Origin of the sequence: Aeromicrobium phoceense, assembly GCF_013868155.1 — a bacterium.
Lineage (GTDB): Bacteria > Actinomycetota > Actinomycetes > Propionibacteriales > Nocardioidaceae > Aeromicrobium > Aeromicrobium phoceense.
In genome coordinates this window covers 480,382-494,810 of sequence record NZ_JACEOG010000002.1, presented here as the reverse complement: position 1 = coordinate 494,810, position 14,429 = coordinate 480,382, and the positions used below count along the sequence as shown (strand labels likewise).

Annotated in this window: 17 protein-coding genes; 4 read left to right on the top strand and 13 right to left on the bottom strand. The window is 70.7% G+C overall.

The genetic code is table 11. The annotated features are described in order from the left end of the window. Nucleotides 1–16: 16 nt before the first annotated feature. From H1W00_RS15755 to H1W00_RS15725, 7 genes are all read right to left on the bottom strand, one after another. On the bottom strand, nt 17–412 hold the full coding sequence (locus H1W00_RS15755) for a cytochrome c oxidase subunit 4 (protein WP_181756747.1): 396 nt from the start codon (nt 410–412) through the stop codon (nt 17–19). A gap of 3 nt (nt 413–415) precedes the next feature. Then, nucleotides 416–2,167 carry an aa3-type cytochrome oxidase subunit I gene (gene ctaD / locus H1W00_RS15750; protein ID WP_181756746.1) on the bottom strand — a complete coding sequence of 584 codons (1,752 nt, stop codon included), beginning with the start codon at nt 2,165–2,167 and terminating at the stop codon, nt 416–418. Next, a complete protein-coding gene (ctaC, locus tag H1W00_RS15745; RefSeq protein ID WP_181756862.1) occupies nt 2,167–3,015 on the bottom strand; it encodes an aa3-type cytochrome oxidase subunit II in 849 nt (282 codons plus the stop codon). The genes ctaD and ctaC overlap by 1 nt, the downstream gene beginning before the upstream one ends. Nucleotides 3,016–3,106: 91 nt before the next feature. Beyond that, nucleotides 3,107–4,111 carry a PfkB family carbohydrate kinase gene (locus tag H1W00_RS15740; RefSeq protein WP_181756745.1) on the bottom strand — a complete coding sequence of 335 codons (1,005 nt, stop codon included), beginning with the start codon at nt 4,109–4,111 and terminating at the stop codon, nt 3,107–3,109. Nucleotides 4,112–4,203: 92 nt separating this feature from the next. Then, complete coding sequence (locus H1W00_RS15735; RefSeq protein ID WP_181756744.1) at nt 4,204–4,569, bottom strand: HesB/IscA family protein; 366 nt, start codon at nt 4,567–4,569, stop codon at nt 4,204–4,206. A 123-nt stretch (nt 4,570–4,692) separates the two neighbouring features. Beyond that, nucleotides 4,693–5,802, bottom strand: coding sequence for a glycerate kinase family protein (locus H1W00_RS15730; protein ID WP_181756743.1), 1,110 nt, complete (start codon nt 5,800–5,802; stop codon nt 4,693–4,695). Nucleotide 5,803: 1 nt separating this feature from the next. Continuing rightward, nucleotides 5,804–7,066 carry an aspartate aminotransferase type Ic gene (locus tag H1W00_RS15725; RefSeq protein ID WP_181756742.1) on the bottom strand — a complete coding sequence of 421 codons (1,263 nt, stop codon included), beginning with the start codon at nt 7,064–7,066 and terminating at the stop codon, nt 5,804–5,806. A 76-nt stretch (nt 7,067–7,142) separates the two neighbouring features. Here H1W00_RS15725 and H1W00_RS15720 point away from each other — a divergent pair, with 76 nt between their 5' ends. From H1W00_RS15720 to H1W00_RS15710, 3 genes are read left to right on the top strand one after another with little or no spacing between them, the layout of a single operon-like run. Further along, entirely contained in the window at nt 7,143–7,787 is a 645-nt protein-coding gene (locus tag H1W00_RS15720; protein WP_181756741.1) for a hypothetical protein, read from the top strand. After that, complete coding sequence (locus H1W00_RS15715) at nt 7,784–8,392, top strand: hypothetical protein (protein ID WP_181756740.1); 609 nt, start codon at nt 7,784–7,786, stop codon at nt 8,390–8,392. The genes H1W00_RS15720 and H1W00_RS15715 overlap by 4 nt, the downstream gene beginning before the upstream one ends. Beyond that, the gene (locus tag H1W00_RS15710) at nt 8,389–9,033 is read left to right on the top strand and encodes a hypothetical protein (protein ID WP_181756739.1); all 645 of its coding nucleotides are present in this window, start codon (nt 8,389–8,391) and stop codon (nt 9,031–9,033) included. The genes H1W00_RS15715 and H1W00_RS15710 overlap by 4 nt, the downstream gene beginning before the upstream one ends. Here the strand turns inward: H1W00_RS15710 and H1W00_RS15705 are convergent. From H1W00_RS15705 to H1W00_RS15690, 4 genes are read right to left on the bottom strand one after another with little or no spacing between them, the layout of a single operon-like run. Next, complete coding sequence (locus H1W00_RS15705) at nt 8,997–10,298, bottom strand: hypothetical protein (protein ID WP_181756738.1); 1,302 nt, start codon at nt 10,296–10,298, stop codon at nt 8,997–8,999. The genes H1W00_RS15710 and H1W00_RS15705 overlap by 37 nt on opposite strands. A gap of 25 nt (nt 10,299–10,323) precedes the next feature. Continuing rightward, complete coding sequence (pspAB, locus tag H1W00_RS15700) at nt 10,324–10,893, bottom strand: PspA-associated protein PspAB (protein WP_181756737.1); 570 nt, start codon at nt 10,891–10,893, stop codon at nt 10,324–10,326. Between the two features lie 2 nt (nt 10,894–10,895). Continuing rightward, nucleotides 10,896–11,789, bottom strand: coding sequence for a zinc metalloprotease HtpX (gene htpX / locus H1W00_RS15695; RefSeq protein ID WP_181756736.1), 894 nt, complete (start codon nt 11,787–11,789; stop codon nt 10,896–10,898). Next, nucleotides 11,764–12,489, bottom strand: coding sequence for a PspA/IM30 family protein (locus H1W00_RS15690; RefSeq protein WP_181756735.1), 726 nt, complete (start codon nt 12,487–12,489; stop codon nt 11,764–11,766). Before H1W00_RS15690 ends, htpX begins: the two co-directional genes overlap by 26 nt. Nucleotides 12,490–12,545: 56 nt before the next feature. On the opposite strand from H1W00_RS15690, the gene H1W00_RS15685 reads away from it, so the two are divergent. Beyond that, nucleotides 12,546–13,094, top strand: coding sequence for a DUF3043 domain-containing protein (locus tag H1W00_RS15685; protein ID WP_181756734.1), 549 nt, complete (start codon nt 12,546–12,548; stop codon nt 13,092–13,094). Nucleotides 13,095–13,110: 16 nt separating this feature from the next. On the opposite strand, the gene H1W00_RS15680 is transcribed toward H1W00_RS15685, so the two are convergent. Further along, a complete protein-coding gene (locus tag H1W00_RS15680; RefSeq protein ID WP_181756733.1) occupies nt 13,111–13,305 on the bottom strand; it encodes a hypothetical protein in 195 nt (64 codons plus the stop codon). A gap of 1 nt (nt 13,306) precedes the next feature. After that, on the bottom strand, nt 13,307–14,407 hold the full coding sequence (gcvT, locus tag H1W00_RS15675; RefSeq protein WP_181756732.1) for a glycine cleavage system aminomethyltransferase GcvT: 1,101 nt from the start codon (nt 14,405–14,407) through the stop codon (nt 13,307–13,309). Nucleotides 14,408–14,429 lie beyond the last annotated feature (22 nt).

Sequence of the window (14,429 nt, the reverse complement as noted above, 5' to 3'; positions counted from 1 at the left end):
TCGTGCGAGGCGAGGCTCAGTGAGCGTGCGCGCCCCGGTAGTACTCGAACAGCCAGCCGACTACGCAGATCGCCCCGAACGGCAGGGCCATGATGAACAGCCACCAGCCGAAGACGACGCCCAGCACCAGCATGCCGAACGCCATCGCCGCGAACAGCGGCCACCAGCTGTAGGGCGGGAAGAAGCCGAGCTCGCCGGCACCCTCCACGATCTCGCCGTCCTGACGGTCCTCGGGACGCTCGGGGATCGCCTTGGCGACGAACCACAGGTAGAAGCTGATCATGAAGAACAGCAGCATCGCCATGACGAGCGCGACCGTGCCGGTGACCTCGTGGGCGACCGCCCAGTAGACCGGCGTCACGATGACGAAGAAGATGGCGCAGCTGAAGAACAGCCAGAATTCCTTGCGCATCGCTCACTCACCAGCCTTCGGGTCGTTGCCGAGCGCCTCGCGACGACCCTCGACATCGGGGGCGTCGGCCAGCGGCTTGTCCTCGTCGGGGTTCTGCGCCAGCTCGAGCTCGACCACGTCCGGGTGGTGCAGGTCGAACGCGGGGCTCTCCGAGCGGATCCGCGGCAGCGACACGAAGTTGTGACGCGGCGGCGGGCTGGAAGTGGCCCACTCGAGCGTGCGGCCCCAGCCCCACGGGTCGTCCTGGCGGACCAGTGGCGCCTTGCGAGACTTCCACACGTTGTAGATGAACGGCAGCGTGGAGGCTCCCAGCAGGAACGCACCGATCGTGGAGATCTCGTTCAGGCGGGTGAAGCCGTCGCCGGGCAGGTAGTCGGCGTAGCGACGCGGGAAGCCCTCGACGCCCAGCCAGTGCTGCACCAGGAAGGTCAGGTGGAAGCCGACGAACAGCAGCCAGAAGTGGATCTTGCCCAGCTTCTCGTCGAGCATCCGGCCCGTGATCTTCGGCCACCAGTAGTAGTAGCCGGCGAACATCGCGAACACGACCGTGCCGAACACGACGTAGTGGAAGTGCGCGACCACGAAGTAGGTGTCGGACAGGTGGAAGTCCAGGGCCGGCGAGGCCAGGACGATGCCGGTCAGGCCACCGAACAGGAAGGTCGTCAGGAAGCCCAGCGCGAAGAGCAGCGGTGTGTCGAAGGAGACGGAGCCTCCCCACATCGTGCCGATCCAGTTGAAGAACTTCACGCCGGTCGGCACGCCGATCAACAACGTCATGAAGCTGAAGAACGCCAGATTCACCGCGCCGGTGACGAACATGTGGTGCGCCCACACCGCCGCCGACAGGACTGCGATCGCCAACGTCGCGCCGACCAGGCCGACGTAGCCGAACACGGGCTTGCGGCTGAAGACCGGCAGAACTTCGGTGATGATGCCGAAGAACGGCAGGGCGATGATGTAGACCTCGGGGTGACCGAAGAACCAGAACAGGTGCTGGTACATGATCGGCCCGCCCGTGGATGGGTCGAACACGTGCGCCCCGAGCATGCGGTCGGCGCCCAGCGCGAGCAGCGCAGCGGCGAACACCGGGAAGACGATGATGATCAGGATGCTGGTGACCAGCGTGTTCCACACGAAGATCGGCATCCGGAACATCGTCATGCCGGGTGCGCGCATGCAGAAGATCGTGGTGATGAAGTTGACCGCGCCCAGGATCGTGCCCAGGCCGGACATGTAGAGGCCCATGACCCACAGGTCGCCACCGACACCAGGGCTGTTGATCGAGTCCGACAGCGGCATGTAGGCGAACCAGCCGAAGCTGGCGGCGCCACCGGGGACGACGAAGCCCGAGACGGCGATCAGCGAGCCGAACAGGTACAGCCAGTAGCTGAACATGTTCAGGCGCGGGAACGCCACGTCGGGGGCGCCGATCTGCAGCGGCATGATCATGTTGCCGAACGCGAAGAACAACGGCGTCGCGAACATCAGCAGCATGATCGTGCCGTGCATCGTGAACAGCTGGTTGTACGTCTCGTCGCCGACGAACTGTCCACCCGGGCGGGCCAGCTCGGCGCGGATGATGAGCGCCAGGATGCCGCCGAAGATGAAGAAGAAGAACGTCGTCACGGCGTACATCTGACCGATGACCTTGTGGTCGGTGGTCGTCAGCAGCGTGAAGGCCTTCGTCCCGAAGGAGCGCTCCCGGACCCCGGTGCTGCTGCGTGCCTCGGGCGCGTCGAAGGTTGCGGTGGCCATCAGTCCTCCGGTTCGCTCTCGCCGCTGGCAGTGATGCCGGCGACGGTGTCAGCTGTCGTGGAACCCTTCGGCGTGCCAATCTGTCCGGCCGCCTCGAGGTCGGCCAGGTGCGCCTCGTACTCCTCGGCGGACACGACCTTGACCTTGAACAGCATGCGGGTGTGGTAGACGCCGCACAGCTCAGCGCAGCGACCGGTGAAGGTGCCCTCGCGGTTCGGCGTCATGGTGAATGAGTTGTTGCCGTCCTTGCCGGGGATGTTGCCCGGGACGACGTCCATCTTGAAGTAGAACTCGGGGACCCAGAAGGAGTGGATGACGTCCGGCGAGATCAGCTCGAACTTCACCGACTCGTTCACGGGCAGCCACAGCTCGGGCAGGTTCGCGGTGTCGCCCTGGTCGAAGACCGGCTCACCGCCGGGGGCGCCCTCGAGGTAGTTGAAGGTCCACTGCCACTTGCTGCCGACGACCTCGATCGTGTGATCGGGGTTCTCGACCTCTTCGAGCTGGGCGTTCTGCGACTCCACGGTGTGGAAGAAGAACACGGCGACGATGATCACCGGGGCGATCGTGTAGAGCGCCTCCAGCGGCAGGTTGTAGCGCACCTGCACGGGGGCCGGTTCGTCGCTCTTCTTGCGGCGGTAGCGGACCGGCGCGTAGACGATCATGCCGAACACGAGCAGGAAGACCACGAGGACCGCGATCCAGGTGCCCAGCCAGAGGTTCCACATGTAGATGGATCGGTCCGATCCGGCCACAGGGAGGGCGAGTCGGTTCAGATCCGACTCGTCCAGGGGCGAGCAGCCGCCAAGCATGACAGCGGCCAGGGCGGTCAACACCGCCAGTTTCATCCGACCCACGGGGCGCCTTTCTCAGAAGATCTTGACCACACAGGGTTTTGAAGAACAGTAACGCAGGCGACCGGTCGCCCAGCGGGTTAGGTCAGCCTGACTTGACTACCGCGTCGTGGCTGATCGAGAGGGCCTCGCCGATCTCGTCGCAGGCCTCGTCGCCGTACGTGGAGCGGACCCGATCGAGGAACGCCGAGCGTTCCAGCACGTACTCCTGGGTGCCGATCGTCTCGACCACACTGGCCGCGATCGTGCAGCCGACCTGGGCCGCGCGGTCGAGCGACAGGCCGGCCGCGATGCCGGCCATGAAGCCCGCACGGAAGCTGTCGCCGACGCCCGTCGGGTCCACCGCGGTGACGCCGCCGATGGCGCCGATCTCGTGGCGCGTGCCGTCGGACTCGATGACGACGCAGCCGTCCTTGCCGTGCGTCACGACGCGCACACCCACCCGCTCGGCGATGTCGGCGTCGCTCCAGCCGGTCTTCTTGGCGATCAGCGCCGCCTCGTAGTCGTTGCTGAAGAGGTAGGCCGCGCCGTCGATGAGGTCGCGGATCAGCTCGCCACCGGCCCAGGCCAGCTGCTGCGACGGGTCGGCGGCGAACGGGATGCCCAGCTCGCGGGCCGTGCGCGTGTGGCGCAGCATGCCGTCGGGATCGTCGGGGCCGATCAGGAGCAGGTCGATCGGCTGATGGGCGTGCAGGGCGGCGATGTCGATCTCGCGGGCCTGCGCCATCGCGCCGGGGTAGAACGTCACGATCTGGGCGTGTGCCTCGTCGGTCGTGATGGTGCACAGGGCGGTGTGCAGCGTGGGGTGGACCAGGACGGTCGAGGTGTCGACGCCGGCCTCCTGCAGCCACTCGCGGTAGCCGAGGTCGAAGTCGCGCCCGACGGCCGCCACGAGGGTGGGGTGCAGGCCCAGGCTGCCCAGGCCGAAGGCGATGTTGGCGGCGCATCCGCCGCGGCGGACGTCGAGGTCCTCGACCAGGAACGAGACCGCCAGCTTGTCCAGCTGGTCGGGCACGAGCGAGTCGGAGAACTTACCGGCGAAGGTCTGCAGGTGGTCGGTGGCTACCGATCCGGCGATGGCAAGGTGCACGGCCGCCACGATAGGCGATCGGGGCACGCCTCCGGAAACCCGGTGGCGTGCCCCGATCGACGTACGTGCCCGAACGGCTCAGTCTGCTCGGCTCAGTGGAAGGAGTCGCCGCAGGCGCACGAGCCGGTCGCCATCGGGTTGTCGATGGTGAAGCCCTGCTTCTCGATGGTGTCGACGAAGTCGATCGTGGCGCCGTGGAGGTACGGCAGGCTCATGCGGTCGACGACGACGTTGACGCCGTCGAACTCGCGGATCTCGTCACCGTCGAGCGTGCGCTCGTCGAAGAAGAGCTGGTAGCGCAAGCCCGAGCAACCACCGGGCTGCACGGCGATGCGCAGCGCGAGGTCGTCGCGGCCTTCCTGCTCCAGCAGGCTCTTGACCTTGCCGGCCGCGCCGTCGCTGAGCGTGATCCCGTCGGCGGGCGTGGTTTCGGTGCTGGTCTGGTCCGTGGCGGTCATCGAGGCTCCTCGGTCTACGGATGGATCGTGCTACCGGGTGCAACACGGCGCGATCCGGTTCGATTCCCATGGTACGCGGCCGATCGAACCCGTGGAGCCGGCCGGGGCCTATCGCGCGTCGCCTCAGGCCGACCAGGACCGCGCGACGCGTGCGGCGAGATCGGCCAGGTGCCGTGCGGGCTCGCGCAGGGCGGCCTCCTCGCCCACCCGGTCGACCAGCCCGTACGCCGATTCGACCCCCAGCGCGCGCATCTCGCGGCTGCCGACGTCGACCCGGCCGGCCAGCACGACGCACGGCGTGGCCCCGGCCATCGCGAGCGAGGCGACGCCGTGGACGACCTTGCCCGCGCGGGAGGAGTAGTCGAACGCGCCCTCCCCCGAGATCACGAGATCGGCCCCCGCCACGAGCTCGGCCAGTCCGGCCTCGTGGGCGACCAGCGCGATCCCGGACGTCACCTCGGCGCCCAGCACGAGCAGTGCGAAGCCCAGCCCGCCCGCCGCGCCGGCGCCCTTCTGGTCGGCGACGCGACGTTCCGCCGGCGTGCTGCCGCACGCGGCCTCGACGAAGCGGTCGAGCCGGTGGTCCACCGTGAGGACCTGCTCGTCGGTGAGGCCCTTCTGCGGGCCGAAGGTGCGGGCGGCGCCGAACATGCCCAGCAGCGTGGTCTCGACGTCGGCGGCGACCACTAGCTCCACGTCGGCCAGCCGCTCCCGGACCGGACCGAGGTCCACGCGAGTGACCCCGTCGAGTCCGGCGGGCCCGGCGTCCAGGGGGACGTCGGCCGTGGCCCCGAGGGCGGCGAGCAGTCCGGCGCCCCCGTCACTGGTGGCGCTGCCGCCCAGGCCCACGACGATGCGCCGCGCTCCCCCGTCGACGGCCGCGTCGATCGCCCGGCCGACTCCCACGGTCGTGGCGTCCATCGGCCGCGGCTCGGGCACGAGGTGCAGGCCGCACGCCTGGGCGGACTCGAGGTAGACCGTGTCCCCCACCACGAGCAGCCCGACCGGCGTGGGCTCGCCCAGGGGTCCGGGGACGCTGACGACCTCGAGGCGCCCCTCCTCGCCGAACGCGTCCTGCAGGGCGTCGACGAAGCCCGGTCCCCCGTCGGCCATCGGCGCCTCGACGAGGTCGTCGTCCGGGGCCGTGCGCCGCCAGCCCTCGGCGATGGCGTGCGCCGCCTCGGGAGCGGTCAGGGTGCCCGCGAACTTGTCCGGCGCGATGACGATGCGCACGTCAGGCCGAGACGGCCTTCTCGGCCGCCGCGAGCAGCACGCAGGTGGCCAGGCCCTCCATCGCCTGCGTCAGCTCCGCCATGGGCGGGAACGACGGCGCGATGCGGATGTTCCGGTCGCGCGGGTCCTTGCCGTAGGGGAACGAGGCGCCCGCCGGGGTCAGCGAGATGCCGGCCTCCTTCGCCAGCTGCACGACGCGCGAGGCCGTGCCGTCGACGACGTCGAGGCTGACGAAGTAGCCGCCCTTCGGGGTGGTCCACGTGGCCACCTCGTGCGGGCCGAGGCGCTCGGACAGGATCCGCAGGACGGCCTCGAACTTGGGGGCCAGGATCTCGCGGTGACGCGCCATCAGGTCGAGCACGCCCTGCGGGCTGCCGAGGAACCGGGCGTGGCGCAGCTGGTTGACCTTGTCGGGGCCGATCGTGCGCACGGCCGTGTGCGAGAGGTACCAGGCGATGTTGTCGGGCGAGCCCGCGAGGAAGCTGACGCCCGAGCCGGCGAGGGTGATCTTCGACGTGGACGCGAACATCAGCGGGCGGTCGGGGTGACCGGCGGCCGAGCACAGCCCGACGATGTCGGCGGACTTCACGTGCTGGTCGGTCAGGTCGTGCACCGCGTAGGCGTTGTCCCAGAAGATCCGGAAGTCGCCGGCGGCGGTGTCCAGCGAGGCGAGCTCGGCCGCGACCTGCTCGCTGACGACGGCGCCGGTGGGGTTGGCGTAGGTGGGCACGATCCAGATGCCCTTGACCGCCGGGTCGGTGACGTGCTCGCGGACCGCGGCCATGTCGGGCCCGTCCTCCAGCATCGCGACCGGGATCATCTCGATGCCGAGGTGCTCGCAGATGGCGAAGTGGCGGTCGTAGCCCGGCGACGGGCACAGGAACTTGACCGGCCCGTCCTTCCACGGCGATCCGCCCGGCGTGCCGTGCAGCATCGCGAAGACGATCGAGTCGTGCATCATCGACAGGCTCGCGTTGTTCCCGGCGACGAGCTGGTCGACCGGCACGCCCAGCAGCTCCGCGAAGATCGCGCGGAGCTCGGCCAGGCCGGTGCCGCCCCCGTAGTTGCGCACGTCGACGCCGCCGGACACGTGATCCTCGACCGGCGTGGTGAGCAGTCCCTCGGAGAGGTCCAGCTGGTCCGACGAGGGCTTTCCGCGCGTGATGTCGAGCTTGAGACCGGCCTGCTGGAGGTCGGCGTACGCCTGCTGCTGCTCCGCCAGGAAGGCGTCGAGCTGGTCACGGGAGAGGGAGTCGAGGGTCACGGTCCCAAGGTATCGCGCACGGGCGGTCGGTCAGTCCCGGCATCGCGGGAGGACGCGCTGCCCTACCATCGGGCCCATGACGGGGGACGAGGGCGGCCGCCTGCGCCGATGGCTGCGCCAGGTGTCGCGGACGATGACGCTGCGCCAGGTGCTCGCGGCACTGGCCGCCGTGGTGGTGCTGGCCTCGGGCCTGTTCGGCGGGCTGGCCACGGCGGAGACCACCGGGCCGGCCGCGCTGGAGTCCGGCGAGAAGATCCACGCCGAGCCGTTCGACCTCACGGTCGACCGCGTGCGCTGGTCCACCGACCTCGGTCTCGACGAGGAGGTCCGCGGGCGCTACCTCGCGGTCGTCGCGACGCTCGAGAACACCTCCGACCACCCCGTCTACACCGGCACGCTCCGCGACACGATCCGCCTGCGCGGGCTGGAGGGCTTCTACGCCGGGCTGACCGGTGAGGAGACCGAGCGCAGCGAGGACGCGACGCCGCAGGTGCTCGTGCTGGCCGACGGCTCGCCGCTCAGCGCCGCCGCTCCGGGCCTGGAGTACGAGGTCGCGTTCGTGTGGGAGCAGGCGGAGTCCGAGCCGCTGCCCACGGAGGCCACCGTGGAGGTCTCGCAGTGGACCTGGCGCCGCAGCACCCTCGACGACCAGTTCATGTGGTTCGACCGGGCACCGACGCACGAGGGCACGTTCGACGTCGAGCAGGGGCGCGAGTCGTGAGCCGGCTCGGACTGCGCCGGCCGCCCGCCACCGCCGGCGTCCTCGTCGTGCTCGCCCTGGTCATGGGCCAGTGGCTCCACCAGCAGCTGCCCGAGCGCGCCATGTCGTCGCGTCCGTTCGAGGTCGAGGCCGGGGTCGGCGAGACCGCCGAGCTGCGCAGCGGCGACCTCGAGGTGCTGTCCGTCGACGGCGCGTCCTCGGTGGCGCCGCGGGGCGGGTCGGTGCTGGTCTCCCCCGGCGTCTTCGTCGCGGTCGAGTTCACGTTCACGCCGCGCGGCGAGTCCTCCGACCTCACCTACGCCGCGCTGCGGGACAACGGCGGTCGCGTGCTCCCGATCTACGGGACCAGCGGCCGCAGCTCGATCAGCTGCACGGGGCGTCTCGTCGACCGGCCCACGCGGTGCCTCGCGGTGGTGGAGGCCGATCCCGCGACGCTCCCCGGCGCGCTCGTCGCCCTCGCCCCGAACGGTGGTGACGAGCGGTGGGACTCCATGGCCCTCGTCGACCTCGATGTGGACGAGGCCGACGTGACGGCGTGGCAGGCGCGCACCGAGCCCCTCGAGCTCCCCGAGCCCGGCATCATGACGGGGACGGAGGCGCCGTGAGCACGATCGAGCACCGCCGCACGTGGTGGCAGCGCAACCGGTGGGGCCTCGTGGCCCTGCCCGTCGCCCTCGTCCTGGCCCTGGCCGCGGGCAGCTCGCGCCTGCACGACTACTGGTGGACCCGGGGCTTCCACTCCCCCGCGCCCGTCAGCTCGAGCCAGGCCCATCTCGTGGACGAGTACGACGACGGTCACCTGCGCTACCCGATCGAGGCCCGCTACGCGGTGGACGCCTTCGAGCCGGCCGACGACCTCACCCTCCTCGGTGGCGACCCGCTCCCCGACGGCGTGCGGGCGTGGCGACTGCGCCTCGACGTGACCGCCGATCCGGACGTCTCGCTCGTCGGCTGCACGGTCGCGGTCGTCGACACCGAGGGGAACCTCCACGGCGAGTCCGACTCGGCGCTGGTGGTCGACGGTCCGCAGTTCTCGTCGTGCGTGCCGCGGGACACCCCCGGGCCGCAGGCGACGTACGGCAGCACCGAGCCGCCCAGCCTCCGCGAGGGTGACGACCCCCGCCCCGAGCAGTTCACGACCGACACCGTCTTCGTCCTGCCGGAGGAGGCGGAGCCCGCCGCGGTGCGGCTCTGGTACTTCCTGCCCCGCTACGTCGAGCTGCCGGTCGACGGCTCGGCCGCCTGACCCGCGGCCTCCTGCTCCCTGCGGCGCTGGTTGCCCAGGATCCGGCCGATGGCGGCGGCCAGCAGGCCGGCCAGGATGACGTACTCGATCGCCGACGCGGTGATGTCGAGCCACGGCGAGAACGCCAGGGCCGTGTCGCGGTCGCGCGGACCGAGCACGAGGCGCCAGAGCTCGTTGACGAGGGCGTTCGCCTGGTCGGCGATGACGAACACGAGGCAGAACATCACCATCGGCACGAGCCCGCCGAGCGCCAGCACGCGGAAGCCGTCGCGCAGGCCGCTGAAGCGGCCGCGAAAGTCCGACGTCGCCTCGCCGGCCCAGCGCTTGACCACGGCCGGGGTGCGCGAGCCCACGGCGGCGATGGGGCGCACCCGGCCGAAGCGGGACGTGCGCTGCTTGGGCGGCGGCGGGGCGATGCTGCGGCCGAAGACCACGGCGGCCACGGTGAGCCACGCGAGCGGCACCAGCACCACGTCGTCGGCGTTGTCGATGAAGGTCCCGATCCATCCGACGGCCGTGGCGATGGGGTCGCCGAGCGGGCCGAGGAACTCGATGACGTCGGCCCAGGTGTCCTGCACCCAGTGGACGAACCGCCGCTCGGTGACCCACTGCCAGATCTCGTCCTGGAAGGTCGAGAACGAGACGCCCAGCGTGACGATCCACAGCGTCTCCACGTAGGCCGCGGCGAAAGCGAGCGGACGGCTGCGTGCCGGGAGGTTGAAGCGGTCGAACGCGAAGCGCAGGACCAGCGCGATGGCCACGATCGCTGCGAGCATCCAGCCGGTGGCGATCGCGGTGCGGTCGATGTTGGCCGCCTCGCCGTAGAAGGTGCCGGCGTTGCCGTAGAGCTCGTCGTAGGTGGCCTCGTTGACGTAGGCGCGCACGTCGGCCTTGAGCAGGCCCTGCGCGGCGTACACCGTCAGGAACGGCAGCAGCGCTCCCGCCAGCACTCCCAGCCAGCCGCCGCCCCGCGTGCCCGCGGCCGGATCGGACGTGTCGGCGACCAGCACGGTGACGGAGGTGGAGACGACGAGCAGCATCGCGATGATCGCCACGAGGCTCGACAGCGGCGCGAGCGGGACGACGAGACCGGCGAGCGTGGAGTGCTCCTTGCTCAGCTCGACGGCGAGCCACAGGAAGCCGTAGCGGCCGGCGGCGCCGAGCAGGTAGATCGTGACGAGCACCGGCCAGTGCGCTCCGACGAGCCGGAATCCCTGCCACACCACGGCGATCGCGTCGCGCAGCACGCTCCTCAGCTCCCCCATGGGCGCCGAGTCTAGACCGGGATCGTCAGAGTCCGGGGGCACCCCAGATGGCGAGCCACCGCTCCAGGTCCGGCTCGATCGGCACGTCCTGCTCGATCAGCGCCCGCATCCGCAGCTCGGTGGGGTTGTCGCGGCGGCGCGCGGCCGTCGGATCGGGGACGAACGGGTAGAAGGTCCCCCGCTTGAACAGGTACACCAGCGCCGACCGCTGCCCCTCGTAGTCGAACACCACGGTGGAGCACAGCATCGACGCGTCGAAGCCCTGGGCGGCCATCGTGGAGTTCACGGCGTGGAGGTCGGTGACCAGACCCGACACGTCGCCCGAGGGCCGCACCACCTCGAGCCACGTGAACCCGAACTCGTCGTGGTGCATCTCGACCGTGGCGGTCGGGTCGGTGCGGATCATCTCCTGCGCCGACGCGATCACCTCGTCGTCGGCGCGGCCCTCGGCGTCGCGGAAGCAGACCGCGCCGTGTCCGCTGAAGGCGAAGCCCTCGGCTTGCAGCGTCAGCGCCGCCTGCGGCACGGAGAACAGCACGTCGAGGTTGGCCTTCGGCGGCTTGCTGCGGCCGAGCAGGCCGTCGAGGAATCCCACGCTCAGTGCCTCTCGGTGAGCTCGGCGCCGATGCGCGCGAGCTGGTCGAGGCGGGCCTGCAGCGGCGGGTGGGTGGACATGAGCGCCTGAGCCGTGTCGCCCTTGAGCGCCGGCGCGATGAAGAAGGCGTTCATCGACTGCGCCTCGCGCAGGTCGGAGGTGGGGATCCGCCCCATGTCACCGGAGATCTTCACCAGCGCGGAGGCCAGCTTGGAGGGGCGGCCCGTCAGGTAGGAGCCGGAGCGGTCGGCGCTGAGCTCGCGGTAGCGCGAGAGGGCCCGCGTGAGCAGGAAGCTGACGGCCGTGACGACGAGGCTGACCAGGATCACGACGATCATCGCCGGGCCGCTGTTCTTGTCGCGGCTGCCGCCGCCGAACCACATCCCCCAGCGGGTGAGGAAGCCCGCCAGCAGACCGAGCGACGACGCGACCGTCATCACCGAGACGTCGCGGTTGGCGACGTGCGCGAGCTCGTGGGCCAGGACGCCCTCCAGCTCGTCGGCGTCGAGGCGCTGCATGATGCCGGTGGTCACGCACACCGCGGAGTGCTTCGGCGAGCGGCCGGTGGCGAACGCGTTCGGCATGTCGGTGACCGCCACGGCGACGCGGGGCTTGGGCATGTCGGCGAGCGCCACGAGGCGGTCGATCATCGCGTGCAGCTCGGGCGCCTGGTCGGGCGTCACGACGTGGGCGCCCATCGACTTCAGCGCGAGCGAGTCGGAGAAGAACCACTGTCCCCAGGCCATGCCGACCGTGATGATCAGCGCGATCCAGAGGTTGCCGGCGACCGTGATGAGCATCGCGCCGAAGAGCACGTAGAGCAGGACCAGTCCCAGGCCGACCCCGCCCATGCGCAGGGTCAGCCCCTTGTCACTGCGAAATCTGGTGCGGGCCATGTCCGTCTCCCTCCACGGCGCGCGGCTCGGCATCGACCGAGCCGAGGGCCTCGTCGAAGCGCCGCAGCAGCGCCTCGTCCTGCGACTCTCCCGGCCGGGCCAGGATGCCTTCGTTCATGAGCTCGTCGACGGCGTCGGCCGTCGCCTCCAGCTCGCGGGTGTGCCGCTCGGCGTCGGCCATGACTCGGCCCACCTCGCCGGCCGTGGCGCCGATCCCGGCCGTGGCGCCGTGGATCTCGTTGCGGGCCTGGGCCGCCGAGTAGCGCGCGGCCAGGGTGTCCTTGCGGACCCGGAAGTCCTCGATCTGGCGCTCGATGGAGGCGGCCGACCTGATCAGCTGCTCCTCCTCGGAGCGCAGCTGGGCGTGACGGTCGTCGAGCTCGCCCGCGGCCTTCTCGAGCGCGACCTGGCGCTCGAGCGCCAGCCGGGCGCCGGCGTCGTCCCCGCGCGTGACCGAGGCCTTGGCCTCACTGTCGGCGGCCGCGATCTCGCGACGCAGCGACGCGAGCTGGATCTCGACGCGCTTGCGGCTCGTGGCCACGTCGGCGACGCCGCGGCGCACCTGGGCCAGCAGCTTGGACTGGGTGCGGTAGGCCTCGTCGAGCCGCGCGCCGACCTCCTCGATGTCGGGTCCGTCGTTGCTCGCGGACCGCGACTTGAAGATGCGCGTGACACGTGTCCAGAACCCGCCCTCAGCCATGGCCCCACCCTAACCGTGCGCTCCAGCACTCGCCCCGGCCTTGTAGGGTCGTCCGCGTGAACGACGCAGCCGACGAGACCCCCCAGCGCAAGGGTGGACCGACCCGTAGCCGCCGGGAGGCCGAGGCCGCCCGCAAGCAGCAGATGAAGCGTCCGCTGACGCGCCGCGAGCAGGCCGAGCGCGAGCGTCGCCGCCGCTCCGCTGCCCGGGACAAGCAGCGCGAGGCGCTCCTGGGTGGCGGCTCGGCCGCCGACCTGCCCGCCCGCGACCGCGGCCCGGCCAAGGCGCTCGCCCGCGACGCCGTCGACCGTCGCCGCACGGTCGCCGAGTTCATGCTCCCGCTGCTCGTCGTCATCCTGGTCCTGAGCTTCTTCCCGGCGATGGCCGAAGTGGTCTTCTCGCTCTGGACCGTCACGATCTTCGCCACCCTCATCGACGAGATCTGGTTGATCGCCGTGCTCAAGCGCGAGCTGAAGAAGCGCTTCACCCCGGCGGAGCGCCGCGGCGCGGTGCTCTACGCCGTCCTGCGCAGCACGCAGATCCGCCGCATGCGCCTGCCGAAGCCGGCCATCGCGGTCGGGCAGCCGCTGCGCGAGCACTACTGAGTCGCGAGCGGCCGGATCACTCCGGGCGCAGGGACATCGGGCCGTAGACCTCGGTCCCGTCCTCCAGCAGGCGCACCTGCTCCACCCCGTCCTCGAGCAGGTCCTCGAAGCTCGTGCCGATCCACGACTCGGCCTCGCCGCGCTGGTCGAACTCCTCCGACGTGCCGACGGTCTCGCCGGCGCTGTTCTCGTACTGCCACGTGAAGCTCATGTCAGTCCTCCTTGGTGGACGGTTCGACGAACGGGGGCTTGGTCACGGTGAACTCCTGCTGACGTCCGCGCACGTCGACGGTGACCGTGTCGCCGTCGGCGACCGTACGGTCGAGCAGGGCCAGGCCGATCCCCTGGCGCAACGTGGGCGAGAACGTCCCTGACGTGACCTCGCCGAGGACGCCACCGTCGGCCGCGTGCACCGCCATCCCGGGACGCGGGATGCCGCGACCCTGGGCCAGCAGGCCGCGCAGGGTGCGCACGGACTTCTCCTCGCGCTGGCGTTCGAGCGCCTCCTTGCCCCAGAACGTGGGCTTGGACCAGCCGACGGCCCAGCCGGCCCGCGCCATCACCGGCGAGACCTCGGCCGACAGCTCGTGGCCGTGCAGCGGGTAGCCCATCTCGGTGCGCAGCGTGTCGCGAGCGCCGAGGCCGCAGGCGCGGATGCCGAGCGACTCCCCCGCCGCCATGACGGCGTCCCAGACGGGAACGACCTCCTCGGCGGCGACGACGAGCTCGTAGCCGCGCTCGCCGGTGTAGCCGGTGCGGCACACCGTGAGCTCGACGTCGTCGATCGTGCCCTTCGTGAAGGACATGTAGTCGTGGTCCGACGGAAGTCCCAGGGCGTCGAGCAGCTCGTCGCTCAGCGGACCCTGGATGGCCAGGACCGCGAAGTCGCGGTGCTGGTTCTCGACCTCGATGCCCTCGGGAGCCGCGGCGCGGAGGCGGCGCACCACCTCGGCGGTGTTCGCGGCGTTGGGGATCAGGAAGACCTCGAACTCGCTGCGCAGGTAGGCGATGAGGTCGTCGACGGTGCCGCCGTCCTCGGAGCAGCACAGCGTGTACTGGGCCTTGCCCGGGGCGATCCGGCTCAGGTCGTTGGTCAGGCACTTGTTGACGAAGTCGACCGCGCCCGTGCCGCGCACGAGCGCCTTGCCCAGGTGGCTCACGTCGAACAGGCCGACCGCCTCGCGCACCGCCTTGTGCTCGGCGAGAACTCCGCCGCCGGCGTACTCGAGGGGCATCGACCAGCCGCCGAACTCGGAGAACTTGGCGCCGAGGGCCTCGTGCCGTTGGTGCAGGGGCGACAGGAGCAGGACCATGCGAGCCAAACTACCGCTGACT

Bases quoted from the DNA above. Each gene is read 5' to 3' on its own strand.
- H1W00_RS15755 (WP_181756747.1), bottom strand. From the start codon at position 412: ATGCGCAAGGAATTCTGGCTGTTCTTCAGCTGCGCCATCTTCTTCGTC.
- ctaD (WP_181756746.1), bottom strand. From the start codon at position 2,167: ATGGCCACCGCAACCTTCGACGCGCCCGAGGCACGCAGCAGCACCGGG.
- ctaC (WP_181756862.1), bottom strand. From the start codon at position 3,015: ATGAAACTGGCGGTGTTGACCGCCCTGGCCGCTGTCATGCTTGGCGGC.
- H1W00_RS15735 (WP_181756744.1), bottom strand. From the start codon at position 4,569: ATGACCGCCACGGACCAGACCAGCACCGAAACCACGCCCGCCGACGGG.
- H1W00_RS15720 (WP_181756741.1), top strand. From the start codon at position 7,143: ATGACGGGGGACGAGGGCGGCCGCCTGCGCCGATGGCTGCGCCAGGTG.
- H1W00_RS15705 (WP_181756738.1), bottom strand. From the start codon at position 10,298: ATGGGGGAGCTGAGGAGCGTGCTGCGCGACGCGATCGCCGTGGTGTGG.
- htpX (WP_181756736.1), bottom strand. From the start codon at position 11,789: ATGGCCCGCACCAGATTTCGCAGTGACAAGGGGCTGACCCTGCGCATG.
- H1W00_RS15690 (WP_181756735.1), bottom strand. From the start codon at position 12,489: ATGGCTGAGGGCGGGTTCTGGACACGTGTCACGCGCATCTTCAAGTCG.
- H1W00_RS15680 (WP_181756733.1), bottom strand. From the start codon at position 13,305: ATGAGCTTCACGTGGCAGTACGAGAACAGCGCCGGCGAGACCGTCGGC.
- gcvT (WP_181756732.1), bottom strand. From the start codon at position 14,407: ATGGTCCTGCTCCTGTCGCCCCTGCACCAACGGCACGAGGCCCTCGGC.